Below are 22763 nucleotides of genomic sequence, written 5' to 3' on the forward strand. Positions count from 1 at the left end.
GCAAGCTGTATATCCATACAGCTTGCGGGTTTGCACTGACTCCATCTTGTAAGATTACGCCCCCTCGCCCTGTTTGCACGCACGCATTGCCTGCGCCGCGACGCAAGCGGCAGAGCGCATTGGTAGCGCAATTCAAAGACCCTAGATTCGTTTTATGGCCAACAAGTTCGAACCGTTAATTACCGTTGATGAGGTGCAAGAGATTCTTGCCGAACCCAAGGAAACCGTAAAACCGATCTCCTGGATCCCCAAGCCCGCGGCCAACAACATCCAGTGGATGGAATTCGCAAGCCCATGCAAGGTCAAGGGCGACGCGCGCGATGACGTGATCTTTCGCGTGACCTATCGGGGCGCGCGTACGGTCGTGCACGGCCAAGCCACGATCTTCCTCACTGAAGCGTTTTGCGCCAGCCTGTTCGTCGGCCCGCATCGCGTGTTCGGCGTCGATACCGATGACTCATTCCATACCAGCCTGGTGGGCGAAGGCCGCCCGCATTTTCGCAAGCCGCTTGCGGACCGCAGCCATGAACATATCTGGGTGGACGAAGGCGAAGGCTATGCCGAGCCCATCGTGCCTGCCCTGCACACCATCGGCGCGCTGATGCAGTATTTCCTGCCGCGGGCGAACCTCACGCTAGTCGGCGGTTTTGCGCATCCCCTTAAAGGCCGCCAAATCGAACTGATCCTATGAGCAATTTTCTGGAAGCCTCCGGCTGGACCGTCCTGCCGGCCGGTGAACACGCCATACGCGCCGTCGCCCCCATGACGTTGGGGCTGGATGGCCAGCACGCCGCCTTCTTCATCGCGCACCCGGACGACGCCACGTTCTACCTGACCGACGCCTGTGAGACCTCGATGCACGCGTCCAGCTACGGCATCGAAATCGGCCCCAAGCGCATCGACATGCTGAATGAAACGCCCGGCGTCAGCCTGGCGCATTTCGACCGCGACGGCGCCATTGTGGCGACCGGCCCGAACGAGCAATTGCAGGAAGCGTTGTGGGACGCGGTGAAGCTGGCGATGGCGCTGTCGTTCCAATGCGCCAAGTGGATGCCCCGCTTCAGCCAGTTGCGCTTTCGTGCCCAGGTGGGCCGCGCGCTGGCCGAGGGCGTGGGCGTGAATCGCATGGTCAAGGGCGCGCGCGCCAAGGGCAGCAGCGGCCACACCGCCGACTTCGCTTTCGCCGTGCGCGCCGCTGGCAGCACGGCGCTGACCTATATCGAGCCGATTGCACTGAAGGCCGGCAAGAAAATGGACTGGACGCAGGTCTATCAAACCCACGGAAAGATGTCGGACGTAAAGATGGCTGACGCGCGCAATTCGCGCATGGTCATCCTGGAAGACGGCGCCACGGCCGAGGAATTCAAGAAGGCCGTGACCATCCTGGAGCAGTCCGCAACGGTGCAGACGCTGGCCAAGACGCGCGATTGGCGGGAAGTCTTTTCCGGCTAGGACGGCATGTTCGTCAGGCCGTCGACGATTTCGCGGCCATGCGTAATGGCCGCGTGCACGGCTTCGCGGGGGCTATAGACGAATCCGCCGTCCGCAAAGCGCGGAACCGGGTATTCGTCGCCACCTTCAAGCACGGCGCCGGCCTGAACCACCATGACCGATGCGATGAATACGGGGCCGCTTTGCAACGCTGAAATGTCAGCGTCCTCGCCCCGGGACACCTTGGCCGTGAGCCGGTATCCCTTGTAGATCAAATTGTTCTGATGCACTTTCGGATGCCCTCGTTCTGCGAATCAGCATACCCCGGCATTGATGACAGTCCGGATATGTTTTGTAACCTCGGCAGCCAATAGAAACATTGTTGCAGGGCAATAATTGCGTCCCCGTTTCTGCGGCGGCGGTCGAAGAATTGACGGGATCGGCGCAACGGCAAGCGGGGCGCGGGTTTTGAAAGGGCGGCGCTTTTGCGTCCCGCCCCCCGGCAAAGCCATTACGGGGATTACCCTAGGTCGTGTTGCGAAATCGCCTCTTTGGCCGAAATCATGCCCGTCAGCCGCATGTATTCCGGCAGCGCCCAGCCGCGTCCCAGCAGGATCATGCGGGTGTGCAAGTCTTCCTGCACGCGCTGCGAAACGGCCTTGCCCAGATAGCTAAGCTGCTTTTTGCGCAGGTCTACAAACCCCAGTTCGTAGTCCCGCGCCAGCCCCATCCACAGGCGATGCGCCCCCACCGACTGGCGGGCGCCGCTGATGATGCACAGGCCGGCATCCAGCGCCCAGCGGTACACGGCGGTGGCCAGACCCATTCCCTGATACGCCGGCGCGTACTTTGAATGCGGCGCGCGCACGTAGGGGTCGGCCCGCTTGCCCACTTCGATCAGCCGGTTGAAGACGGTATAGCCGGCCACGCGGTCGCGCCGCGTATCCACCACGTACACGTAGTACTCGCCATCCGCTTCGCGATAACGCAGCACCAGGCCGGGGATGTCGGTATGCACCTCCGGCAACGCGTACAGGCGGTCCGACGGCCGCTGCATCCGTTGATGAATGGCGTCCAGTTCGTTCTGGACTTCCTGGGGAGCGTGATTGACGTCGATGCGTAGCTCTGAGATCAAGCGGGCGGGAAAGCAGATTGCGCGCAGCGCCAGGGTAGGCAAGGCCACCTCCTGAAAAACGGTGATAAGACTAATGGGAAAAAAAGGTCGGGGGAATAATGTTCAACACGGCTTGAAGACGGGGTGCTTCACACACCGAGCCCCGTCCCCGGCCGACGAAAAAAAAGCCGCATTCGCGGCGGGAATGGCTGTGTTCAAAGCACCGCCTTCGAGCGGTGCGAATCGAGCGGGACGTGCGCGATGCAAGCGATGGACGGCGCGGGAATGAAGATGTCAAAGACATCGCCGCTGACCGCGCCATTGCCTTCCGATCAAGCCGCCGCATGCGCGTCCCCCTGCATCAGGCCGTCGTCCGCATACGCGTTGGGCATGCCGAAGAACGCCGGAAATTGCCGCGCGCCCTTGCGCGTGACAGACAGCGCGCGCGAGTCCAGATCCTTGGTGATCCAGCCGCGCTGCATCAGGGCGTCCAGCAGCGCCGCGCCCAGCGCGCCGCCCAGGTGGGATCGACGCTCGCTCCAGTCCAGGCAAGCGCAGGCGAAACGCCGGCGGCGCTGGCGTGCCTGGGCAACGTCAACGCCAATCTGCGCCATCGACGCTTCGCCCAGCGGCGTCAGCATGTAATCGCGGCCGTCCTGGGCCAGCCATTGGCGGGCCACCATGGCGTCATGGACGCGCACGGCAAGCGTGCCCGCCATGTGGTCGTAGCAGGTGCGCGCGTCACGCAGCGCGGTCGGCGTGTTGGGCTTGAAAGGCACGCGGTCGGCGCCGGCCACCACCAGCAGGGCCTCAAGCGCGTGCCCCACTTCCCCATTGGCCAGCCGATAGTAGCGATGCTTGCCCTGCACGGCCATGTCGACCAGGCCCTGTTCACGCAGGCGCTGGAAATGGCTGCTGGCGGTGGATGCGCCGATATCCGCGGCGGCGGCCAGTTCGGTGGCGGTACGCGCGCGCCCATCCAGCAACAGGCACAGCATGCGGGCGCGGGCGGGGTCGGCAATGGCACCGGCCACCGCGGAAAGATTGATGTCGGCGAACTTGGATTCCATGATTCGCTGTGGACCAAAGTGTTGTGTGCAAGGCGTAAGCATACTGCGCCCTATCGCAACATGACATCCTGACAAATCAGAAAAGCCATGCCCAAGTCTTCTTCGTTCTTCGGTTGGAAAGTGCTTGCCGCCACCTTTGTGCTGGCCGTCTTCGGGTGGGGCGTTGGCTTTTACGGGCCGCCCGTGTTCCTGCACGCCGTGGTGCAACGCACCGGCTGGAGCGTGGCGCTGGTGTCCGGCGCGGTCACGCTGCACTTTCTTAGCGGCACGATCGTGGTTGCCAACCTGCCGCGCCTGTACCGCCGCGTCGGCGTGGCGCGGGCCACGTTCGGCGGCGCGGTGCTGCTGGGCTTGGGGGTGACCGGGTGGTCGGTGGCCGCATCGCCATGGCAGTTGTATGGGGCGGCGGTGCTTAGCGGCATGGGCTGGGTGGCGCTGGGCGCGGCCGCGGTCAATGCGCTGATCGCGCCGTGGTTCGTGCGGCGCCGCCCGTCCGCGCTGGGCATGGCCTATAACGGCGCCAGCGTGGGCGGCATTGTGTTTTCACCGCTGTGGGTGTTTTTGATCGCGCAAGCCGGTTTTGCGCAAGCCGCGTTGTGGGTGGGCGTGGCCATGGTCGCGGTCATCGGGGGCTTGTCGCGCAAAGTGTTCGCGGCAACCCCACAGCAGCTGGGCCAACTGCCGGACGGCGATAGCGCGGACGCACCCGCGCCGGCGGCGTCTACCGCGTTACCGCGCGTATCGCGCCTGTGGCACGACCGCGCTTTTCTGACGCTTGCCGGTGGCATGGCGTTGGGCCTGTTCGCCCAGATAGGGCTGATCGCGCACCTGCTGTCGTTGCTGGCGCCCTTGCTGGGCGCGCAGACGGCCGGTGCGGCGATGGGGCTGGCCACGGTGGCCGCCATCGCCGGGCGCATGCTGGTTGGCGCGCTGATGCCGGCCGGCACCGACCGACGCAAGGTGGCCTGCGCGGCCTATGCCGTGCAAATCTGCGGATCGCTGACGCTGATGCTGGCGGCCGACCATATGTGGGCGGTGTGGCTGGGTGTCATTCTGTTCGGGTCGGGCATCGGCAATGCCACGTCGTTGCCGCCGCTGATCGCGCAAACGGAATTCGCCCGCGAAGACAGCCAGCGCGTGGTGCCGCTGATCGTCGCGCTGTCGCAAGGCGCCTATGCCTTCGCGCCCGCGCTGTTCGGCTTGCTGCGCGCCGTGCTCGACGCAAGCGGACACGCCATGGTCGGCTTCCTGGCGGCGGCGGCCCTGTTGCAGGCGGCGGCCATCGCGTGCTTTGCGGCCGGAAGCGGCCATGCGGCGGCGCGGGTTGCGCCCCCCGCCACGATCAGGCCGGTGGCCCCCGGCGCGCCACCAGCGCAGCCATGACGGTGTCGCCGGCCTCGTTCACCAGCCCTTCCGCCACGCCTTCGCGGTCGGCCGGTGTCCGGTTCTGGCTGACCTTCCATTTGCCCTCGATGCGCGATATCGGGATCTCGATCCCGATGATGGCGCGCATCTGCGCCGCAATGAAATCCGCCGGCGCCTCGTCCACGCTCCAAGGCTGCGCGCGCGCCTTTTCCTGGCTGGCGGTCAGCGCGTCCAGCTGCGCGCGCAACCAGGCGGGATCATCCTGGATAACCGGCGTGCCCCACACATGCACCGCCACGAAATTCCACGTGGGCACCACCTTGTGCGTCTGCGCCTTGGTGGCGTACCAGGACGGCGTGATGTAGGCCTGCGCGCCATGAAACGCAATCAAGCATTCCTGCCCCGCCGCCAGATGCGCAAGCTGCGGGTTGGCACGGGCCACGTGCAGGCGCAGCACGCCATGGTCCCCTTCGGGATAGAGCAGACAGGGGATGTGGTTGGCCATCAAGCCCCCCTCGCCGCGGGTCATGACGACGCCCAACGGGTGGGCGCGGATAAAGTCGTGCTGGACGGCAAGGTCGTCTTCGCGAAAAGCGGATGGCAGGTACATGGTAGGCCAGGCGTAGTCAGGGAAAAACACAACATAACGCCATCGTGGCCCCATGCACAGGTCCATCGCTTCACTGTTTTATAGAGCCACTTCGGCGCTTCCCCGGCAGGATGCGCGCGGACAGCCTTATCGTCGGACACGCTCATAAGCTTGGTTCATGCGTTCCCGCGCCTGCGTTTCGCGCGCGTAAGCGCGGTCGTAGCTTTCCAGGCACCCGGGCGTGGGGCTGGGCCACTTGATGGCGGCGATGGCCGCGGTGAGTTCGTCGCGGGCGCGTTGCCATTCCCGGACAGCGGCGTACCAATCCTTGGCGGTGTCCATAGTTGTCTCCCTATGTGCACGCTTTCCATCGTAGCGCCGCACACGCGGGGGGCCGCGCGCTTTCGCGATTAAAAAAGGATGAGCACCAATCCCTGACAGGGTTAACCCGTCGAATCTGTGGCGGCCAGCCATCAGATCGCGGCGCCGCGCAAGTTGCGTAAAATCCCGCAGCCCGGATGGGGCGCGTAAACGCATCTTCGTCTTGCGCGATGCGAGCCCGTGGCGACGAGCCCGACAACGACCAATTCAACTTCGCACGCGCCGCGCCCGTTGCATCAGCTCAACGGAACGACGCTTTGAACCGGAACGCGTAGCGTTTCCAAACAGGATGCGTTGGCCGGCATTGCGCGATCAGCCTTGGGCACGCCGCATGCAGAGGCGTCTGGTCTCGTTGCCGACAACTTGTCGCAAACGGGGAACATCGCCGACGCCAACGCGGTCCAAACCCAAAATTTTTACTTAAAAATCACGATGTGATGAATATTGACGTCAACCCTCACTTACTCACAGCCACGGCTAATGCTACTGTTCCGCCTGTGCAAGGAGTACATGCAATGGATCAGAAAACGAAGCCCTGGGCCTTTCCCAAGCCTCATCCGGAAAACACCCCACGCGGTGAGCGCAACAAACAGGAGTTCGATGCTCCTGCCGAAGTCAAGAAACCCGCGCCTAAACCGCGCGCCAAAAAAGAACCGCCGGCCGCAAGCCGGGCGCGTTCATGATGTTGCCGACCAGGACGCGCGCCGCTATTGCGGCGTTGCCCGTCCCGGATCGGCCCCGCCGCCGCCCGTTGCCATGACGGGCCCGCGCCGACCTCCCCGGCGCAATTGACGGCTTAAATCAAGCCCGGCCATACTCTGGCGGCCTCGACCGCCTAGAGATCCTATGACCGCTTCCATTTTGCTTGGCATCACCATCACGCTGGTCGCCGTCTGGGGCGGCTTGGCGCTGTGGATACGCGCGCCCTTGCCCCGCGCGGCAAGGGGCTTGCTGACGCTGGCCTGGCTGGTGTTGGCGTTCGCGGCCCTGGCCGCGTTGGCCTGGCCCACGTGGCGCCCCGCGGGCTATGGCTTTGCGCTGGCCACGCTGGCGCTGGGGCTATGGTGGGCACGCCTGCGCGCGTCGAACGACCGGCCGTGGATGCCAGAAGTCTCACGGCAAACCCTGGGGCAGGTGGATGGCAACGTCGTCACGCTGCAAAACGTGCGCAACTTCGACTGGCGCAGCCGCACCGACTTCACCCCCAGATGGGAAACCCGCCGCTACGCGCTTGACGAGCTTGAGTCGGTGGACGTTGCGCTGTCGTACTGGGGCCGCCCCGCCATCGCCCACGCCTTGGTGTCGTTCGGATTCGGGCAGGATCGCTACGTGGTTTTCTCGGTGGAAATCCGCCGCAAGGAAGGCGATCAATTTTCCGAGATCGGCGGCTTTTTCAAGCAATACGAATTAAGCCTGATCGCCTCGACCGAAGAAGACAGCTTGCGCGTGCGCACCAACGTGCGGGGCGAAGACAGCTACCTGTACCGCATCCACATGCCGCTGGACAATGCGCGTTCGTTATTCCTGGCGTATGTGGACAGCGCGAACCGGCTGCGCGACACGCCCCGCTTCTATCACACCGTGACGGGCAACTGCACCACCATCGTGTTCCAGATGGCGCGGCGCATCGTACCCGGACTGCCGCTGGACTATCGCCAGCTGGCATCGGGATATCTGCCTGAATACTTCTTTGACCTGAACGTGCTGCAAGGCGCGGACAGCGCCGCGCAATACCGCGAACGGGGTCGCTACACCGATCGGGCTCGCGCCCACGGGGATGCCCCCGGGTTCTCTCAAGCGATCCGGCAAGGCGTGCCGAGCATCGATCCTTCGTAGCTTTTGCACACGCGCACCATGACAACATCAACGGCCCCGGCGCTACGCGGCAGCGGCAAGATCAACGGTGTGTTTTTCAACGCGGCGGGCGATGTGGCGGCCGTGGCGTCCACGTTTGCCCTGCTGGCCCACCCTCGCGCGCGCGCCGCCTATGGCGGGCGCACCTTGCGCTATCGGGTAGCGTTGTACCGCCGCGATTCGCTCGTTCCCTTCGCCGCCTTTGATGACCTGCACTATCCCGTCAACGATGTGGCGTTCCACCCTGCCGGCACAACCGTGGCCATTGGCGGCGGCAGCTACGACGGCGGCTATTTGTTTGAAGGCGAACTCATCGTCTGGGACTGGCGCGAAACGCACGGCGTTCAGCTGTACAACCAGGTTCCCGAAGTGGTGCGATGCCATTACAACGCGGCGGGCGACCAGATCGAAGCATGGGTGCGGCCATGGGACGACGGCGATGACGCCTGCGATGCCTTCGACGCCTTGTTCCGCGTGCAAGCGCCAGCGCCTTGCCCCGGTTCGCAAGCGCTGAACCTAAGCATGGATGCAGCCCCCAGCGTCCCCGCCAAGCTGCGCGCGCAAGCCTTGCGCGCCCCAGATATCCAGGAGCTGGAAGCGCGCTTGCAAGCATGGTTCGGCGTAGCCAGGTGGACACACCGGGGCGCCATCCTGGATGTAGCCTGGCTGGATCACGACCGCTACGCCGCCGTGCACGAGGGCTGCCAGCTAGAGGTCTACCACCGCAACGGCGACCGCCTTGCCACCCATACCGACGCGGGCCACGGCGTCGAGATCATCACATCCGGCAAGCAGGTATTGGTGCACGTGGTCGAGAGCGGCCCGGCTGGCCAAATCGTGGGAAGACAGGACGCGCGGCTGTACACGTACACCGGCGCCGGTGCTGACGCCAACGCCAACGCCAGCACCGGCACCATCGCCAACGCCAACACCAATGCCGGCCTGCCACTGACGCGCGCCTATGACGGCGAATTCACGTTTTCCGCCACGCAACAAGGCCGGATCCTGGGCCGCCAAAACCGCGTTACGGCGCAACCCGGGCAGGCGCGCGATGTGCTGCTGGACCTGGCGACCGGCGTCGAGCATCGCCCAGACCTTGGCCACTACGACTGCTTCAACCACTACCTGCGCATCCGCCACGCGCCCTATCTGTTCCTGCTACAAGGCACGCCCGCCAGCTCGCACGAACGCAAAACCCTGTGCGTGGTGCAACCCGATGGCGCCGTGCGCCGGCTATGGCCGGTTTTAAAAGCCAGCAACGATGCCGCCAGCCACGCCATGGAACTGTGCGGCGCCTACGTCGACGATGCACTGGGCCCCGGCCTTGTCATCGGCGGCAAGCACTATTCGCCCAACGTGCGCGCGCCCTACGCCGGCTTTATCTACCGCAAGCCCTTGGACCGGGATCGCGAACTATGGCGGCGCCCCATCCCCGCATCGCCCAGCGCCATCGTGCACATGCCCGCCTTGAACCTGATCGCGGCCGCCTTTCTTGACGGCTCGCTGCAATTGATCGACGCGCAAACCGGCGTGCTGCGGCGCTATGCCCGCGTGCGGGTCGATGGTTTGCCAACGCTGATCTTCGCCATGGACGCCGACGCGCAATCGCTGGTTGTCGGCACGGTGGATGGCACGATAAAAGTGTTGGAGGCGGGCCAATTAGGTGGCGCGCCGGCTGATGCGGCCCAAGCCAAACGCCAAGCTTCCGATCAAGCCGGGTTCGATAGCGGCGCGGACGCAGATGCGAACGGCTATGCGCCGGGCACCGCTTCCGTCATCAATCTGGACTGACGGCAGATCGAGCCCCCCTTCATTCCGCCGCCCGCTCAGCCGCCTTCGTCGCAGCCGGCGTGGCCCTGAACGAGACGCCCAGGCGGTTGAAGGCATTCATCAGCCCGATGGCATAGGTCAGGTCCGCCAATTCCTTGTCGCTGAACTCGGCGGCGGCCGCGGCATAGGCCTCATCTGGCACACCGGTATCAGCCACGCGCGTCACGCTTTCCGCCCACGCAAACGCCGCGCGTTCCTGTCGCGTAAACACCGCGCCCGCTTCATGCCACACCGGCACCAGCACCAGCTTGTCCACCGTCACGCCCTGCTTGATCAGGTCGCGCGAATGCATGTCGATGCAATAGGCGCATCCGTTGATCTGCGACACCCGCAAAAACACCAGATCAATCAAGGTCTTCGGCAGGCCGCAGTGCTGAAGATAAACATATACCGCGCCAAAAGCCTTATACCCGTCGGGCGAAGCTTTGGCATAGTCAAGGCGAGCATTCATGATGGCATCCTGGTAAAGACATTTCAGAACCGCTATCGTGCGCCCACTTGGCCCAGCCGGACAGAGCCATGACGCACAATATGGACTAGGTCATGATGGCGCCCCGCCACACAGCCGGCGCCAGACGGCATTGCCATCCCGGATCTGCCGCCGGACGGAAGCCGGCGTGGCATCCACCTGCGCCGCCGTATCAAAGTAGACGGGCCGCGCGTGCTCGCAATATTCAACGCCCACCCGGGCGGGCGCCACGCACCCAGTCACGCTTAAGCTCGTCAGCAATGGCAGCATCGTCCATCCCAGCCGTTTGATGTTGCACATCCCTTACCTCCTGCCGAGCCTGGTCGGCCTGCCGATTGATTTGCGTGTCGCGCCCCTGGCGTTCAGCGCGCGCACCCACGCTGCGCCCTCGCAAATACGCCAGCAGCACCACGGCGCTTGCGGCCAACGCGGCCACCGCCAAGGTCTTGAACCGTTCAAGCCACGCGAACATGCCGTCCCCCCATAGCGCCCATGGCTTGGGCATACAGCGCGGCCCAGGTGTGCGGATGCGGTTTGCCGGGGCGCCAGGTGCGCAGGTACAAGGCCCAGGCGGTGTCTGCGTCGCCCACGTCAGGCAAACGATGCGGGTCGGCCCACAAGAGCAGACGCGCAAAGCCGGCGGCAAGCACGTCGTCGGCTTCCAGGGCGGTGTAGACGGCGCCCACGGTGGCCGCCACGTCGCGTTCGGCGCAGAGCCGGCGGGCAGGTCCGTAAGTGGCAGCATGCATCAACACGCCTCGCACGCCACCGCCCTGCTCGAACTGCCAGAAGCCTCGGGCCGGTCCACCGACTTGCCGACGATGCAGAAAGCGGCTTTCCTGCAAGCCGATAGCCAGCAAGAGAACGCGGGCCTGCGGCGTGTCCATCGCGGGCGGAAGCAGCGTCAAGGCGGGCAATACAGCCTTTTGCAACACAGCATCAAGATCCACGATCTTTTCCCCCTTGGCGCGGCATCCCCAAAATCTTGGCGCGTGCCTCGGCCAGCCAGTCCAGCACGCCCTTCTTGCGCATGCTGGCCAGCCACCGCATATAGGCGCCCAACACCCACCACGCCGGCAGGCCCGCAAGCAGCATGCTGGGGCCCAGCACGTAGAACTTTGCAAGCAAGGCGTCGTCGGTGCCCGCGCCATGATGGGCAAGCCAGGTCATGGCCTCCATCAAGGCAGGCTTCCACGCAATGACAGCCGCAGCCAGCGCAGGCCCGAAAAGAAAGGAGCAGGCCACGGTGGATACCGTCCGCACGGTAAATTCCCTGACCGTGCGCGGCGGCATGAGCAATAAGCCGAGCATGGCTGCGATGGCGGCGGGAATGCCATACGCCATCGCGACCTTTAAGGCGGCAAGCCCGCCCAGGCTGGTAGAACCGGGTTCCATGATGGGGGTGCTCCTGAAAAGCGTGTGCAGGATGGCCTCCTGTAGGGACGGAAAAAATGCCCGCGAGCGGGCGTAGTAAAGGACAAAGCGCAAAGATCGGATGTGAGTTCAAATCGGGCCTTTTGCCCATGAAACCCTGGTCCCGCCGTCAACCCCGCCGCAAGCTCACCCCACCCTGGCCGACGCGCTAACGCGTTATCTGGCCGAGGTCTCGATTACCAAGAAGGGGCAGGCCGCATAGCAATCCATCGCCCGTATCTGGCGCGGCACGCGCTTGGCGATCCGGCCGGTCGACCGGATCCGCAGCTCGGATTTGACCGAGTTGCGAGACGAATGGCTCAAGGACAGGGCGCCCGCCACCGTCGTCCGGCGCTTGGCGTTTCTGTCGCACGTCTACACAGTGATCCGAAAAGACTGGGGTTTCGATCAGTTGGCCAATCCGGTCCAGTTGGTGCGACGGCCGGCGGTTGACGACGCGCGCGACCGCCGTCTGTTCGAGCGCATCACCTTGCGCGGGGTCTCGAACGACGACTGTCCCGCCAAGGAACTGGAATGGATCATCCGCGCCTCGCGGTCGATAGAGCTACCCACCGTCCTCATCGTGGCCAAAGAGACTGGCATGCGTCGGTCCGAGGTCGTCGGCATCCTGCGCGAACACCTGGATCTTATGCATGGGGTGGTACACCTGCCGCATACAAAAAACGGGCGCGCGCGTAACGTTCCGCTGACACCGCGCGCGCGTGAAGCTTTGCGGCGGTGGGTCACGGGCAAACCTTTGCGGGGCCGGATTTTCAGTATGCAGCCCGCTTCCGTCACGCGCGCCTTCATTCGGGCTCGCAGGCGCGCTCGCTTGCGCTATGAAGATCTGTGCCGCCAACATGGACGCAGGCCGAACAGCGCCTATTTCCGCGACCTGCGGTTTCATGACCTGCGGCACGAGGGGACATCGCAGCTTGCCACGGTGTTCCAGATCCATGAACTGGCCAAGGTCAACGGCAACGTGGACACGCGGATGCTGCTGCGCTACTACCACCCACACGGCCGCGAGCTGGCCCAAAAGCTGACGCGCAGCCCGTTGGGGCGCCGCCAACTGGAAGAGATGCGCCTGGAACGCGAAATCGATTCGCAGGCCATCCCGCTGGCCGCGTAAAGGCTACGCGCTTTCAGACGCCTGCTCGGCCGATTTCTGCGGAGCAACCGACGTCAGCCAAGCCGGCAGCTTTCCCCATCCCGGGTAGCTCACCTTGCCGCTGGCGTCTTCATACTCGGCACCGATTGAATACGGGGTGCCCGTCTCCACCACCCATAACGGCGTGGTGCGATGATCCTCGACCATGACCCACGCGTTCCCTACGCGTCGAGGCCGCTTCCCGGCAGGCGGTTCCGGTGGCGCGTCCACATATGCGCCATAGGCGATATTGAACACACCGGGCGTAAGCGCCAGCTCGTTGGCAACAGACTTGTACAGGTACAGGCCATCATCGTCAGTCTGAAAGACTTCCTTTTGCATATCGGTTTTCCTTAGAAATGAAATTTGCACTGCAAATGTGAGGGTGCTGGGCAGCAGGCAGACTCAGCAGGTGCAAGGGCACGCGCATCCGGGCATAAATATTGACGGCAGCTCATACCAAGTGTCCTCGATTACAGCCTCCGGTTTGGCCTTCGCTGCCAGCGCGACTTACGGCATTAGGTCGGGCGTCAGCAACCTCGGTATCAACCCATCGGTGGGCGCGGAGACGCGCCCGGTGAACGTCACATACCAGCCGCGCCTTCACACTTAAATTACGCGTGAATTCGAGGGTGGTAGGCGGCGTTCACCGGCCTGGTTTCGGCCCCTCCAGCCGTCGTGGTCAACCCCCAGCCGCCCGTCGCAGCCGAGCTTGCAACGTCAATCAGTCCTCCCGAGCCCACGGCGATAGAACGGGATGAAAGCTGATGACTGTGGGCCAGAAAGGCATGTCCTTGACGGCTACCTAACGTTCTCGCATTTGCAGTGTCAGCGTCAGTTCCGGTAAACCGGCGGAACATGTCGCGCAAATCCGGGACGCGGAACGTGGTGGCGTCGATGTTGACGAAGTAGTGGCCGCCCCTGCGCGCTTCCCAATTGGCCTGGGTGAGAACCAGGCCGTTTTCCTGCGCGTACCCCCACAACGCGGCGTAAGCGGACTTCTGGAGGATGCCGCCCACCGCGTCCACCTCGTTCGGCAACGGGGCCACGGTGTGGCCGTCCAGCGGTCGGCCGCAAAGCGGGGAGCGGTAACCGGTATAGAAACTGGTCGAGACCCAAATCCACACTTCGGCGACTTCGGCGACCAGAACCGGCCCGATGTTGGTCGTTGGCAAGTTCGCCAGCGACACCGCCGGGATGCGGGTGTCCAGCGCGGCCTGCAAGCCGTTCACTCGCGCGATATCCGATCGGGCGAAGGCCAGATTGCCGCCTTCCGCAACTTGAGACACGGTCTCAAACGCCGTCACCGGCTCGACCTTCCAACCCACGCCCCAAGCAGCCACCGACGCGCCGGAGGTGTTGTATTTGGCTTGCACTTCCGACACGGTCACGCTTGCGTATGACCAGGACTTGGTTGTGTCGCCGATCCAGATGCATGGAAGGCCCGCCGCGTCCGAACCGAACCGGACAGGCAGATCGGAAGCCGCGCTGCCCGCCAGCACCGTCGCGCCGCAGCGTGCCCACGCCTTCGTCGTTTGCACGTAGCCATGGATCAACAACGACACCGGCGGCACGCCGTCCAGGTACTCGAAGACGTCCACCCGCAAACGCAGCATCGTGTTCGCGCCGACCGCCGCGGCGGGCAACGTGATTTTCATCGCGCCAACCACGGTTCCGGTGTGCGTGGAATAACCCCCACCATCCGGCAGCAGGACATGCGCGGTGCGCCCCGACGCGGTATTCGTTCCGTACTGGGCGCCGATCGCCGCGCCCGTGCCCAGCACCAAGGGCCCGCTGATATCGCCGCCCGTCTTGGGCAGCGCCTGGATGTCTTCCAGCACCTGCGCTGGGGTGCGGGGCACCAGCGCGCCGGTTCCCGCGCCCGTCACGTACGAACCTGCCGCCACGGTTGCCAGGCCCGTGCCGCCGCGCGCCACGGGCAAGGTGCCGGCCGATGCCTTCGAGACGTCCAGCGCCGTCACGTTCAGCGCCACGTTGCCCGACCCGTCAAAGCTGACGCCGGCCGCCGTTGCCCCGCCCGTGACCGAGAACGTGCGGGCCGAGGCAAGCTTGGTTGCGGTGGCCGCGTTGCCGATGGCGACTTCGCCGGCGGCGGACACGCGGCCCTTGGCATCCACCGTGAACGTCGGCACCGCGTTGGCGTTGCCGTAGCTGCCGGCCGTAACACCGCTGGGGCTGAGCGTCAGGCCCAGGGAAAGGTTGGCGGACCCGTCGAACGAACCGGCACCCGTGGCGTCGCCGGTGGCGGCGATGGTGCGCGCCGTCGCCAGCTTTGTCGCCGCACCCGCCGTCAACGACGTGGCCGTGCCGGACAGACGCGCCACCGGCACCGTGCCGGTCTTCAGGTTCGCGGCGTTCAGGTTCTGTTGCGCGTAGCTCAACGCATCGCAACTCGTGGCCGCCAGCGGTCTGCCGGTGACCTCGGCCAGGCCGTCCAACTGCTTGTACAGCCAGGCCAGCCGTTCGTCGGTGGTCTGCTGCACCTTGTTGAATTGCTCGACCGAAGGCGGCACGGATCCGATGAACGACCAACCGGTCTTGTACTGCTGGTCGGTGATGTCTTCCGTCAGGCCGTTTTGTGCCCAGGTCGATTTGAAAAGGTCAAAGAAAGTAGGGTCTGCCATCAGTAAATCCCTCGCGCCAGCACGCCGACGCCAAAGCCAAAGAAACCTTGCTCGCGAAAGCCGAAGGGCTTGTCGGTCGAGCCGGTGATGAGTTGCACGCCGATGCCGGCGGCTTGGGGCACCCACTTGTAGGGGTTGGCCATCAGTGGGTCGTTGGGGCCGGGAATGCGGCTGACCCAGATACGGATCTTTGCGTTGCCGGCGTTTTGCACCACGACCCGGGTCACATCGAAGATCGGCTTGAGCGAACGGGCGATCTCCGGCGTGGTGCCATGCCCGTTGTTCAAGGCGATCTTCCAATACAGCAGCTTGCGATACTCCGCGTCCAGCAGCGCGGTGGAGCCGGCCACGGGCCGTTCATTGGCGCGGCGAAAGCGCGCCTGGCCGAAACCGCCTACGCTCGGCTGCCCTTCAAACCCGAAAAATTGCAGGTAGATCGCTTCATCAATCACGCGCGGCAAGCCGACGATCTCGCCAATGCCGTCCAACTGCCTGCCCACCGCGGTGTCCAGCCAGCGGTCTTCGTACAGCGCCCGCAGCGCGCCTTGCAGCCCGTCCGCGGGTTTAAGCAGCGCCTTGACCAGCGCCTCCAACCGCCGCTTGGTTTGAAATTGGCCCAGCCAATGGCCCCAGGCAACCTGCCCGTGGTTCTGATGCAGATCCATCACGTCACCTCAATGCGCGACAGGTCGAACGCGGCCACCTGGAAGTCCTGGATCGCCACGTTGGCGGCGCGAAAGTCCGAGGGCGCGGGCGTGAAGGCCGGGTTGGTCGAGAACGCCAGCGCCAGGTCCACGGACGCCAGCCCAGGCGTGCGAAAGATGGCGCCGTAAAGCCGTTGCAAGACGACGTCCTCGCCGATGGTGAAGCCCTCGCCCACCGCCGCCAGGCTCTGGGCGATGCGCTGAAAGCCGTCGGGCGGAAATGCTTGCTCGGACGGCGGCAGCAGTGTCGTGGCGCAACGCACCCAAAGGTAGACACGTTCAGGCCGGTCGAAACGGATCAGATGGTTGGCGCCCTCTTCATCCTTGACCACCACCTGACGCTGGCCGTGGGTGTCGATGCCCGCCGCCACCACGCGAAAGATGGCATCGGCCACCTCGTCATCCAGCCCGCCGTCGGCCACCACGTGCACGCTGTGCGGCGGGCGGCCCTGTGCGTCCGGCACGTCGGTGCTGTTCATGAAGACTTTCACGACCCGCACGCCCGCCACGCGGTCGCGCACGTTGGGCGCAATACTGGGCAGCGTTGCCGCGCCCAGACGAAACAGACCGGTGGTGTAGCGGGCCCGCAGCTGGGCGGCGTTTTCCGCCAGGCGTCCCGCCACACCCGCTTGCAGATTGTTGACGGCGTCCCACCCGTCCACCTGCGTCACGATGCCATTCAGGTCGCCTACGTCGGCCCCTTCGTCGGACGCGTCCACCGTTGTCATCAGGCCGGGCGATCCCAGACGAACCAATGACAACGCGGGGGACCACGCGAACGACGCGGCCTGCCGCCCGTCCGTATGCAGCCGCACGGAGACGCCGTCGCTGGACACCGCCAGCCCGCTGCCATTCAGCGCGGCCACCAAGCCCGCCAGCACCTGCGGCAAATTCGTCGTGACGCCGCTGGTGTAGGCATAGTCCACGCCGTCGATCGACACGGTATAGGCGGTTTGGGCAGCGACGGCGGGTTGCAGCGTCACATCCGCTGCCGCGCCCGACAGGATTTGCACGGCACTGTCCAGCGCCCATAAGTTCTGGCTGACGCGATGCCGCGCTTGCGCACCGGCCGGCACCGTTGTGCCCGCCGCGCCATACAGCACCACATAGGCGCGCGAAGGCTCGTCGCGATAGCGCGACACGCCGGTGAACGACACGGCGCGGTCCAGCGAGACGCCCGTCGCCGAGCCCGGATACATCGCGTAGTAGACGCCTTCAGCCTGCTCCCACAACGTGGCTTCGCGTTCCGCGAAGGTGTCGATCAGCAGGCCGGTAATACTGTCCGGGCGGGTTTCCACCGCCCCATTGAACCCGGCCGATTGCATGCGAGCGCGCAAGTCGGCCACGATTTCCTGGCGGATTTCGGGCAGGCGTGGTCGGACGAACCCGTCCGGTGTGACACCGTAGGCCATAGTTACCTCGACAAAAATAAGGGGGTTAAGACGCTTGCAGCAAGACCACGCGTTCCAGTCGCCCGAAGGTGGTGTCGGCCTGGTAGGTCACGCGTAGCACGCGCAATTGGCGTTCCAGTTGCAGCTGCATCGCGCTGACATGCGTCACGCCCGGCACCGCGCGGATGCGCGCACGGAAGATGGCTTCAATGCCGGACCGATCGGGCGACTTCACCAGGACGTCTTCGAAGTACGGAACGCCAAAGGTCGTGTCCAGAAACCACTCGCCCATGAAGGCGAGCAAGGTGGTGTTGATCTGCTGCGCGATACGGTCGGCGCCCTCCACGAAAGACGCGCGGCCTAGCAGGTCCAGGTCCAGATCGCGGTCGGGGGATAAAGCAAGGTCCAGTGCCATCAGAGCGGCCCCTGGGTCGTGCCACCGGCGTAGGGGTGACGGTGCGCGTCGCCGATGTTCGTGCCGTTATGGGTGATCGCGCCGCCTTCATAGGCCACGCCGCCCCGAATGCGCATCGACGCGCCGCCCTGGCCGCCCTCGCCCGCCATGCCCTGGGTATAGGTCAGCGGCCCGTTGATCGTGACCGGCGTGTTGAAGGTGGCCTGTTCCGCCTGCACCGTCCAGGTCTTGACATGAAACGTCAGATCGCCGGCCGGCGACAGCTTCAACGTGCCCGGCCCGTACTGGATGCTGACGTTCTGTGTGTCCGCCGCCATCGTGCCCGGCCGCAGCAGTGGCGAGGCGAACGCGTCAGACAAATCGAACTGGCGCGGATCGTCCGGCGGACCGTTATCACCCCCCAGCCAGTTTTCCAATGCACGGGCCGAAAAAGACAGCTTGATCGCATCGCCCGGCGCAAGCGGCACCGAGATCAACGCCTGCGCGCCGTGCACATCGCCCACCGGCCAACACACCGGCACGCGCACCACCTGGGGCGGCAACAGCACGTCGCCATTGGCCAGCCGCTTGGCCAGCGTGGGGCGCGCCGTGACGAACGTGCCGTCATACGCGACCACTTCGCCGGGCAGCGTCGTATAGATATCCGCCAATTCCGTGGCGATAAGACGGCGGATAAGGGTTACCGCATTGCTCATGTCTGTTCCTTTTTGGATGGCGCGGCCTGGGTGTCCACCAGGGTCAACTCCGTTTGCCAGTCACCGGCTTCGCTATCGCCGGTATGACGCACGGTTTCAACGCGTTGAAACGCCTGGACGGACCGGCTTTCCAGCTTGACCAGGTCGCCGGGGCTGATGGTGGGCAGCAACAGCGACTTGACCTTCCAGCCGTCGCGCTGTTGTTGGGCGCTGGCGGGCTTGGCCGCCACGGCGCCGGCCGCAGGCGCGCGTGCCCCCGCCTGTACCGACGCCTTTCCTTTCGACTTCGCCTTTTCAGTGGCCGCTTCACGCGTGCGTTCGGGTTGGCCCAACAGGCCACTGTCCACGGCCAGTACAACGGCTTGGCGCCGCGTAGTGCCCAGCCGCTGCACCACCTGCAATTGCTGGTTCTGAACCGACCATTCCAGGCCGGTCCCTTGCGTGACCTTGTGCAGCGCGGTGCGCGCCGCGCCGTAGAAAGAAAACCCGTGCTCCCAACGACGGTCGGGCACATCGTCGGCCATGACCAGCGGCAAGCCCATCTGCCGCGCAATGTCGCGGATGATGTCGCGAGCGCGCGCCCCCGGGCCCAGGCCGATCGACACCGCCGTATCGCGCACTTCGATATAGCCGTCCTTGACCGTCAGTTCGGTCACGACATCCGGCGGCCCATAGCGCGTATAGGCAAAGACGATGCTGCCCGATGCCATCAACAGGGGGCCGCCCTCTTCGGCATAGCCCGCGTACAGCACGCATTGCAAGCCGGGCTCTTCCAATGAACGCCGGGTTTGCTCGGCCAGGTTGTACACGCTGATCTTGGCGTCGTTGGGCTCTTCGGCCGCCGTCTTGGCGATATCGAACGTGATGCGCAACGGGGGCATGATTTCCAGGCCTCGCGCGCCACTTTTGCCAACCAGCAGGCGGTAGACGCGATCAAACCTTGCCATCAACCACCTCCGCCGCGTTGACGTACAGCAACGCCACTTCGCCCGACGGCAGCGCCGACCGGCTGATGGTGTCGCGACGGTCCGGCGCCAAGGCCACCAGTTCGCCCGGCGGCACGGGCAGATGGCGGTAGCCCGCCAGCAAGCGCGTGTCCGGCACCACGGCGATGCCGGCAACGACCAGCTCGTTGTAGGCGTTCTCGATGGACAGCACCCATTGCTGGGCCTCGCTGTTCCAGGACAGCCGCAAGAACACCGTCATGCCGTCCAGCTCCAATTCGATAAGGCTGTCGTTGGCGTCCGGTACGAGTATCTGGATCATGGGTTCAAACCCTTTGCCGAGTTGTAAGTGTCGCGTTGCTTCGGGCTGGCGGGCACGCCGCTTTGCTTGCCCGCGTTGGCCTTGGTCGACCCGGCCTTGCCCGTCGCGCTGCCCGAGGTTTTTTCCGGAGGAATGTCCGCCTGCCGCAACGTCACCTTGCGGATGCGCTTGAACGTGGCGGACAGCTCGTAACGGTCGCCCGCGGTGTTGGTGCGGCCGATGGAGCAGCTTTCCATCACGAAGTCCACGTAGACGTCCATCCCCGTCGTGATGGTGATGGGCAGACGATCCGCATGGATCTTGCGCAGCGCGTCCTTGGCGCCGATCAGCTTTGACCGGCCGGTGCCCAAGGCCGCGCTGCGAAAGCCGCCCAGCAAGCTGATGTCGGCGGCAGTCACCCACCCTGTCAGCGTCAGTTGCTCGGGATCCTGGCCCACGTGGTCGGTGACCGGCGGGCCGTCTTCCACGGCGAATGACGTTGTTCGGCTGTTGAGCTGGGTGCTTTCGTTGACCAGCGCATCCAGGGGCAAGGTGCCGATGCTGCTGCCGCCATTCCATCCAAAGATCATGGAAACAAAGTTCATTAGGGCTCCTATCCGGGGCTTTCGACGCCGGGCGTCAGGTCGTACCAGTGCGGCAGGCTTTGAAGACCGCGTTGCTGCCCCTGGCCCACGGCATCGGCAACCGCTTTTTTCACCACTAGAGGATCGCCGGACGCCACGTTGACGACGAAGTTGTTGCTGCTTTGGAAGCTGAATGGGGCGCCGACGCGCATCGGCACAGGACCGAGCACGGACACAGGCGGCACGACCAGCCCCGCTGCGCTGCTTGCCGTCGTCAACCAATTCGGCGCCGCGTCCGGCGACCAGCCGTCCATCACCGACGCCTGGTCGCCGGCGTCGGGGCCTGATTGGCCCGGCAGCAAGCTCTTGAGCCAGTCCTTTGCCGCACGTGCCTTGTCGATCACCCAGGTCTGGATGGCGCGGCCGATCTCCTTGACGGTGGCGACCATGCGGCCACCCATGTCCGAGAAAAACGTCCACAAGCCGTTGAAGGCGCCCGCCCAATGCGCGATAGCCCCGTCCCAGTCACCGGTAAACGCCGCGATCACGCCACTGACCAGACCGCTCCAGAATTTCCAGATGGCCCGGATGTATTCGATGACCGGTCCCAGGAACGAATCCATGGCCATCGCCATCAGCGCATCCCAGGATGCCGAGATGTACGCCTTGATGGCGTCCCAGTTTTCCCAGATTTGCCACAGCGCGACGGCCAGCATGCCGATCAGCGAAATGATCCGGCCGATCGGTGTCATGGCAAACGCGTTCCACAACATGGGGACCACGACCCTTGCCAGGTTCAGCAGGAATCCGCCGACGGGCGACAGGATCTGCCACAGGCCGTAGACCATCACGGCAATCGATCCGAAGCGCTGGATCCACGGCCCCAGCGCCTCGCCCGCACCGCCCAGCAGGTCCTTCACAAACGTCAGCACGGACGACACGGCATCAAGCTCGTCCTGCCATTCCTCCACGCCGCCGATCCAGCCGCCCAAGACGGACTCGCCCCCGGCCATCCAGTTGGCGATGTCTTCGCCGATCAGATAGATCGTGGTCAACACCGCCGCCATGCGCAGCATGGGCGCTATCGACCGGGTCCACACAGAAAGCATCTGCATGGCGCCCGCCGGGCCACTGCGCATCGCCATCGCGGCATCCAACCCCAGGGCGGCGCGCGTGGCAGCGGTCAGCGATTGAAACAGGCCGCCCGCCACCGCCCTGGCCCGCCGCAGCCCGTTGCCCAACGAGACCAGCCCGATGCTGGCCCCGGTCAAGGCAAGCAGCTTGACGACCGCGTCGATGTGGTCGGCCAGAAACAGGATCGACGTGGCTACGCCGTTCAACACGCCGTGGCCCGCCGGCAGCGCCTGGCCCAGGTAGCGCTGCATGGCGTCGTTAAACACCGTCATTGCTGCCGTGATGGACGCGGGCGCAGCCTCGGCTTCGGTGCGCATGGCCGGCAATTGCGATTGCAATGCCGGCAACGCTCGGTCCGTCGTGACCTGGCCGCCCTGAACTTGATCACGCAATTGGCCACGGCTTAGATTCAGCCCCGTGGCCAACGCGTCCTGCATGCGCTGGGGCAAGGTGTTGAATTGCCCCAGGTCCAACCGGCCTTGCTCGACCATATTCGTCAGTGCCGTGACGATGCCGTCGCGGTTCTGGGCCGGCGTTTGCGACAGGCGCATGCTCAAGGCCACGGCTTCCGTGATGCCGGTGGCTTCCGGCCGCGTGCGTCCATGGTCTTGCAAGGTCTGCGCCGAGCGTGCGTACGTGTCGACGTTGTCGGCATACGGCGTGCCACTGGTGCGTGACACGCGGGCAAGGTCACGGTCGGCTTGCCCTGCATTCCCCTCAGACCCCGCTGCCTGTAGCAAACGCGCCTGGATCTGCACCCACGCGTCGATGTCGCCAAGGACGCGCTTGAACGGCGACGCGCCCAGCGTCAGCTGGATGACACCGCGCAGGCCGCCCAACGCCCCCGCGTGCTGGCGGGCTGCCGGAGTGCTTTGAGGCCGGGGGCCGACCGAGGCGCTTGCGGTTTGGCCATTAGCAGTTTGACCATTTGCGGTTTGACCATTTGCGGTCCGCTGGCTTGCCATCTGGCCAACCATCATCCGCCCAACCGTCATCTGCGCAACGGCCATCTGCGCAATCGTCATTAACGCGCCGGGCATCCGCGCGCTTGCCGATGGCCCTGCCTTCGCTTGCGGCGTGTTCGCCACGCCGGGCAGCACATCCGCCAGCGCCTGGCGCATCGCGGCGCCCGCCCTGACGCTGGCGCCCACCATGGCCTGCAACGTCGACTCGAACGCCTGCCGATAGGTCAGCAACCCGGATTGATCCACCTGGTAGCGCAGCAGCGTCACCACCTCTCGTACAACGATCATCGTTACCTCGCCTTGTTATCTGCCGCGGCCT

The 22763-nt window shown here is 64.8% G+C and carries 26 protein-coding genes; 7 read left to right on the top strand and 19 right to left on the bottom strand.

Features of this window, described 5'->3' with window-relative positions; genetic code table 11:
* The first annotated feature begins 154 nt into the window (after window positions 1–154).
* Entirely contained in the window at window positions 155–691 is a 537-nt protein-coding gene (locus YH64_RS20105; RefSeq protein ID WP_046805960.1) for a hypothetical protein, read from the top strand.
* A complete protein-coding gene (locus YH64_RS20110; RefSeq protein WP_046805961.1) occupies window positions 688–1452 on the top strand; it encodes a hypothetical protein in 765 nt (254 codons plus the stop codon). Before YH64_RS20105 ends, YH64_RS20110 begins: the two co-directional genes overlap by 4 nt.
* Here YH64_RS20110 and YH64_RS20115 read toward each other — a convergent pair.
* From YH64_RS20115 to YH64_RS20125, 3 genes are all read right to left on the bottom strand, one after another.
* The gene (locus YH64_RS20115; RefSeq protein WP_046805962.1) at window positions 1449–1721 is read right to left on the bottom strand and encodes a hypothetical protein; all 273 of its coding nucleotides are present in this window, start codon (window positions 1719–1721) and stop codon (window positions 1449–1451) included. The two genes, YH64_RS20110 and YH64_RS20115, sit on opposite strands and share 4 nt — an antisense overlap.
* Before the next feature lie 230 nt (window positions 1722–1951).
* Entirely contained in the window at window positions 1952–2608 is a 657-nt protein-coding gene (locus tag YH64_RS20120) for a hypothetical protein (protein WP_046805963.1), read from the bottom strand.
* Window positions 2609–2877: 269 nt separating this feature from the next.
* Window positions 2878–3615: a helix-turn-helix transcriptional regulator gene (locus tag YH64_RS20125; protein WP_046805964.1), complete on the bottom strand. Its 738-nt coding sequence runs from the start codon at window positions 3613–3615 to the stop codon at window positions 2878–2880.
* Window positions 3616–3702: 87 nt separating this feature from the next.
* On the opposite strand from YH64_RS20125, the gene YH64_RS20130 reads away from it, so the two are divergent.
* Entirely contained in the window at window positions 3703–4998 is a 1296-nt protein-coding gene (locus YH64_RS20130) for an MFS transporter (protein WP_143215455.1), read from the top strand.
* On the opposite strand, the gene YH64_RS20135 is transcribed toward YH64_RS20130, so the two are convergent.
* Window positions 4958–5590, bottom strand: coding sequence for an FMN-binding negative transcriptional regulator (locus YH64_RS20135; protein ID WP_143215456.1), 633 nt, complete (start codon window positions 5588–5590; stop codon window positions 4958–4960). The genes YH64_RS20130 and YH64_RS20135 overlap by 41 nt on opposite strands.
* Before the next feature lie 126 nt (window positions 5591–5716).
* Entirely contained in the window at window positions 5717–5911 is a 195-nt protein-coding gene (locus YH64_RS20140; protein WP_046805965.1) for a hypothetical protein, read from the bottom strand.
* Window positions 5912–6465: 554 nt separating this feature from the next.
* On the opposite strand from YH64_RS20140, the gene YH64_RS30245 reads away from it, so the two are divergent.
* The 3 genes from YH64_RS30245 to YH64_RS20150 all read left to right on the top strand — a co-directional run bounded on the left by YH64_RS30245 (window position 6466) and on the right by YH64_RS20150 (window position 9595).
* Window positions 6466–6633 (top strand): hypothetical protein, encoded by a 168-nt coding sequence (locus YH64_RS30245; protein WP_162941244.1) that lies wholly within the window; start codon window positions 6466–6468, stop codon window positions 6631–6633.
* A gap of 163 nt (window positions 6634–6796) precedes the next feature.
* On the top strand, window positions 6797–7786 hold the full coding sequence (locus YH64_RS20145) for a DUF4105 domain-containing protein (protein WP_143215457.1): 990 nt from the start codon (window positions 6797–6799) through the stop codon (window positions 7784–7786).
* Window positions 7787–7804: 18 nt separating this feature from the next.
* Entirely contained in the window at window positions 7805–9595 is a 1791-nt protein-coding gene (locus YH64_RS20150) for a hypothetical protein (RefSeq protein ID WP_143215458.1), read from the top strand.
* A gap of 19 nt (window positions 9596–9614) precedes the next feature.
* On the opposite strand, the gene YH64_RS20155 is transcribed toward YH64_RS20150, so the two are convergent.
* The 4 genes from YH64_RS20155 to YH64_RS20170 form a co-directional block, all read right to left on the bottom strand.
* Window positions 9615–10085: a carboxymuconolactone decarboxylase family protein gene (locus YH64_RS20155; RefSeq protein WP_046805967.1), complete on the bottom strand. Its 471-nt coding sequence runs from the start codon at window positions 10083–10085 to the stop codon at window positions 9615–9617.
* Window positions 10086–10308: 223 nt separating this feature from the next.
* Window positions 10309–10575 (bottom strand): hypothetical protein, encoded by a 267-nt coding sequence (locus tag YH64_RS20160; protein ID WP_046805968.1) that lies wholly within the window; start codon window positions 10573–10575, stop codon window positions 10309–10311.
* Window positions 10559–11053 carry a hypothetical protein gene (locus YH64_RS20165; protein WP_046805969.1) on the bottom strand — a complete coding sequence of 165 codons (495 nt, stop codon included), beginning with the start codon at window positions 11051–11053 and terminating at the stop codon, window positions 10559–10561. Before YH64_RS20165 ends, YH64_RS20160 begins: the two co-directional genes overlap by 17 nt.
* Window positions 11043–11498, bottom strand: coding sequence for a hypothetical protein (locus YH64_RS20170; RefSeq protein WP_046805970.1), 456 nt, complete (start codon window positions 11496–11498; stop codon window positions 11043–11045). The genes YH64_RS20165 and YH64_RS20170 overlap by 11 nt, the downstream gene beginning before the upstream one ends.
* A gap of 274 nt (window positions 11499–11772) precedes the next feature.
* Here YH64_RS20170 and YH64_RS20175 point away from each other — a divergent pair, with 274 nt between their 5' ends.
* A complete protein-coding gene (locus YH64_RS20175; RefSeq protein ID WP_046805971.1) occupies window positions 11773–12648 on the top strand; it encodes a tyrosine-type recombinase/integrase in 876 nt (291 codons plus the stop codon).
* Between the two features lie 3 nt (window positions 12649–12651).
* Here YH64_RS20175 and YH64_RS20180 read toward each other — a convergent pair whose 3' ends face one another.
* From YH64_RS20180 to YH64_RS20225, 10 genes are all read right to left on the bottom strand, one after another.
* On the bottom strand, window positions 12652–13008 hold the full coding sequence (locus tag YH64_RS20180) for a hypothetical protein (RefSeq protein WP_046805972.1): 357 nt from the start codon (window positions 13006–13008) through the stop codon (window positions 12652–12654).
* 272 nt (window positions 13009–13280) lie between these two features.
* Complete coding sequence (locus YH64_RS20185) at window positions 13281–15311, bottom strand: hypothetical protein (RefSeq protein ID WP_052946059.1); 2031 nt, start codon at window positions 15309–15311, stop codon at window positions 13281–13283.
* Entirely contained in the window at window positions 15311–15976 is a 666-nt protein-coding gene (locus tag YH64_RS20190; protein WP_046805974.1) for a DUF2612 domain-containing protein, read from the bottom strand. The genes YH64_RS20185 and YH64_RS20190 overlap by 1 nt, the downstream gene beginning before the upstream one ends.
* Window positions 15976–17427 carry a hypothetical protein gene (locus YH64_RS20195; protein WP_046805975.1) on the bottom strand — a complete coding sequence of 484 codons (1452 nt, stop codon included), beginning with the start codon at window positions 17425–17427 and terminating at the stop codon, window positions 15976–15978. Before YH64_RS20195 ends, YH64_RS20190 begins: the two co-directional genes overlap by 1 nt.
* A gap of 25 nt (window positions 17428–17452) precedes the next feature.
* Complete coding sequence (locus tag YH64_RS30250; RefSeq protein WP_046805976.1) at window positions 17453–17821, bottom strand: hypothetical protein; 369 nt, start codon at window positions 17819–17821, stop codon at window positions 17453–17455.
* Window positions 17821–18516 carry a Gp138 family membrane-puncturing spike protein gene (locus tag YH64_RS20205; RefSeq protein ID WP_046805977.1) on the bottom strand — a complete coding sequence of 232 codons (696 nt, stop codon included), beginning with the start codon at window positions 18514–18516 and terminating at the stop codon, window positions 17821–17823. Before YH64_RS20205 ends, YH64_RS30250 begins: the two co-directional genes overlap by 1 nt.
* Complete coding sequence (locus YH64_RS20210; RefSeq protein ID WP_046805978.1) at window positions 18513–19463, bottom strand: hypothetical protein; 951 nt, start codon at window positions 19461–19463, stop codon at window positions 18513–18515. The genes YH64_RS20205 and YH64_RS20210 overlap by 4 nt, the downstream gene beginning before the upstream one ends.
* Window positions 19450–19782, bottom strand: coding sequence for a hypothetical protein (locus YH64_RS20215; RefSeq protein WP_046805979.1), 333 nt, complete (start codon window positions 19780–19782; stop codon window positions 19450–19452). The genes YH64_RS20210 and YH64_RS20215 overlap by 14 nt, the downstream gene beginning before the upstream one ends.
* Entirely contained in the window at window positions 19779–20366 is a 588-nt protein-coding gene (locus YH64_RS20220; protein ID WP_046805980.1) for a phage baseplate protein, read from the bottom strand. Before YH64_RS20220 ends, YH64_RS20215 begins: the two co-directional genes overlap by 4 nt.
* A gap of 8 nt (window positions 20367–20374) precedes the next feature.
* Window positions 20375–22732 (bottom strand): tape measure protein, encoded by a 2358-nt coding sequence (locus YH64_RS20225; protein ID WP_046805981.1) that lies wholly within the window; start codon window positions 22730–22732, stop codon window positions 20375–20377.
* Between the last annotated feature and the right edge of the window lie 31 nt (window positions 22733–22763).

Origin of the sequence: Achromobacter sp. LC458 (genome assembly GCF_001005835.2) — a bacterium.
GTDB lineage: Bacteria > Pseudomonadota > Gammaproteobacteria > Burkholderiales > Burkholderiaceae_B > Achromobacter > Achromobacter spanius_B.

What these genes read in the sequence shown, in the direction of transcription:
- YH64_RS20105 (WP_046805960.1), top strand. Translation starts at nt 155, where the DNA reads ATGGCCAACAAGTTCGAACCGTTAATTACCGTTGATGAGGTGCAAGAG.
- YH64_RS20110 (WP_046805961.1), top strand. Translation starts at nt 688, where the DNA reads ATGAGCAATTTTCTGGAAGCCTCCGGCTGGACCGTCCTGCCGGCCGGT.
- YH64_RS20125 (WP_046805964.1), bottom strand. Translation starts at nt 3,615, where the DNA reads ATGGAATCCAAGTTCGCCGACATCAATCTTTCCGCGGTGGCCGGTGCC.
- YH64_RS20130 (WP_143215455.1), top strand. Translation starts at nt 3,703, where the DNA reads ATGCCCAAGTCTTCTTCGTTCTTCGGTTGGAAAGTGCTTGCCGCCACC.
- YH64_RS20135 (WP_143215456.1), bottom strand. Translation starts at nt 5,590, where the DNA reads ATGTACCTGCCATCCGCTTTTCGCGAAGACGACCTTGCCGTCCAGCAC.
- YH64_RS20140 (WP_046805965.1), bottom strand. Translation starts at nt 5,911, where the DNA reads ATGGACACCGCCAAGGATTGGTACGCCGCTGTCCGGGAATGGCAACGC.
- YH64_RS30245 (WP_162941244.1), top strand. Translation starts at nt 6,466, where the DNA reads ATGGATCAGAAAACGAAGCCCTGGGCCTTTCCCAAGCCTCATCCGGAA.
- YH64_RS20145 (WP_143215457.1), top strand. Translation starts at nt 6,797, where the DNA reads ATGACCGCTTCCATTTTGCTTGGCATCACCATCACGCTGGTCGCCGTC.
- YH64_RS20150 (WP_143215458.1), top strand. Translation starts at nt 7,805, where the DNA reads ATGACAACATCAACGGCCCCGGCGCTACGCGGCAGCGGCAAGATCAAC.
- YH64_RS20155 (WP_046805967.1), bottom strand. Translation starts at nt 10,085, where the DNA reads ATGAATGCTCGCCTTGACTATGCCAAAGCTTCGCCCGACGGGTATAAG.
- YH64_RS20160 (WP_046805968.1), bottom strand. Translation starts at nt 10,575, where the DNA reads ATGTTCGCGTGGCTTGAACGGTTCAAGACCTTGGCGGTGGCCGCGTTG.
- YH64_RS20170 (WP_046805970.1), bottom strand. Translation starts at nt 11,498, where the DNA reads ATGGAACCCGGTTCTACCAGCCTGGGCGGGCTTGCCGCCTTAAAGGTC.
- YH64_RS20180 (WP_046805972.1), bottom strand. Translation starts at nt 13,008, where the DNA reads ATGCAAAAGGAAGTCTTTCAGACTGACGATGATGGCCTGTACCTGTAC.
- YH64_RS20185 (WP_052946059.1), bottom strand. Translation starts at nt 15,311, where the DNA reads ATGGCAGACCCTACTTTCTTTGACCTTTTCAAATCGACCTGGGCACAA.
- YH64_RS20190 (WP_046805974.1), bottom strand. Translation starts at nt 15,976, where the DNA reads ATGGATCTGCATCAGAACCACGGGCAGGTTGCCTGGGGCCATTGGCTG.
- YH64_RS20195 (WP_046805975.1), bottom strand. Translation starts at nt 17,427, where the DNA reads ATGGCCTACGGTGTCACACCGGACGGGTTCGTCCGACCACGCCTGCCC.
- YH64_RS30250 (WP_046805976.1), bottom strand. Translation starts at nt 17,821, where the DNA reads ATGGCACTGGACCTTGCTTTATCCCCCGACCGCGATCTGGACCTGGAC.
- YH64_RS20205 (WP_046805977.1), bottom strand. Translation starts at nt 18,516, where the DNA reads ATGAGCAATGCGGTAACCCTTATCCGCCGTCTTATCGCCACGGAATTG.
- YH64_RS20210 (WP_046805978.1), bottom strand. Translation starts at nt 19,463, where the DNA reads ATGGCAAGGTTTGATCGCGTCTACCGCCTGCTGGTTGGCAAAAGTGGC.
- YH64_RS20215 (WP_046805979.1), bottom strand. Translation starts at nt 19,782, where the DNA reads ATGATCCAGATACTCGTACCGGACGCCAACGACAGCCTTATCGAATTG.
- YH64_RS20220 (WP_046805980.1), bottom strand. Translation starts at nt 20,366, where the DNA reads ATGAACTTTGTTTCCATGATCTTTGGATGGAATGGCGGCAGCAGCATC.
- YH64_RS20225 (WP_046805981.1), bottom strand. Translation starts at nt 22,732, where the DNA reads ATGATCGTTGTACGAGAGGTGGTGACGCTGCTGCGCTACCAGGTGGAT.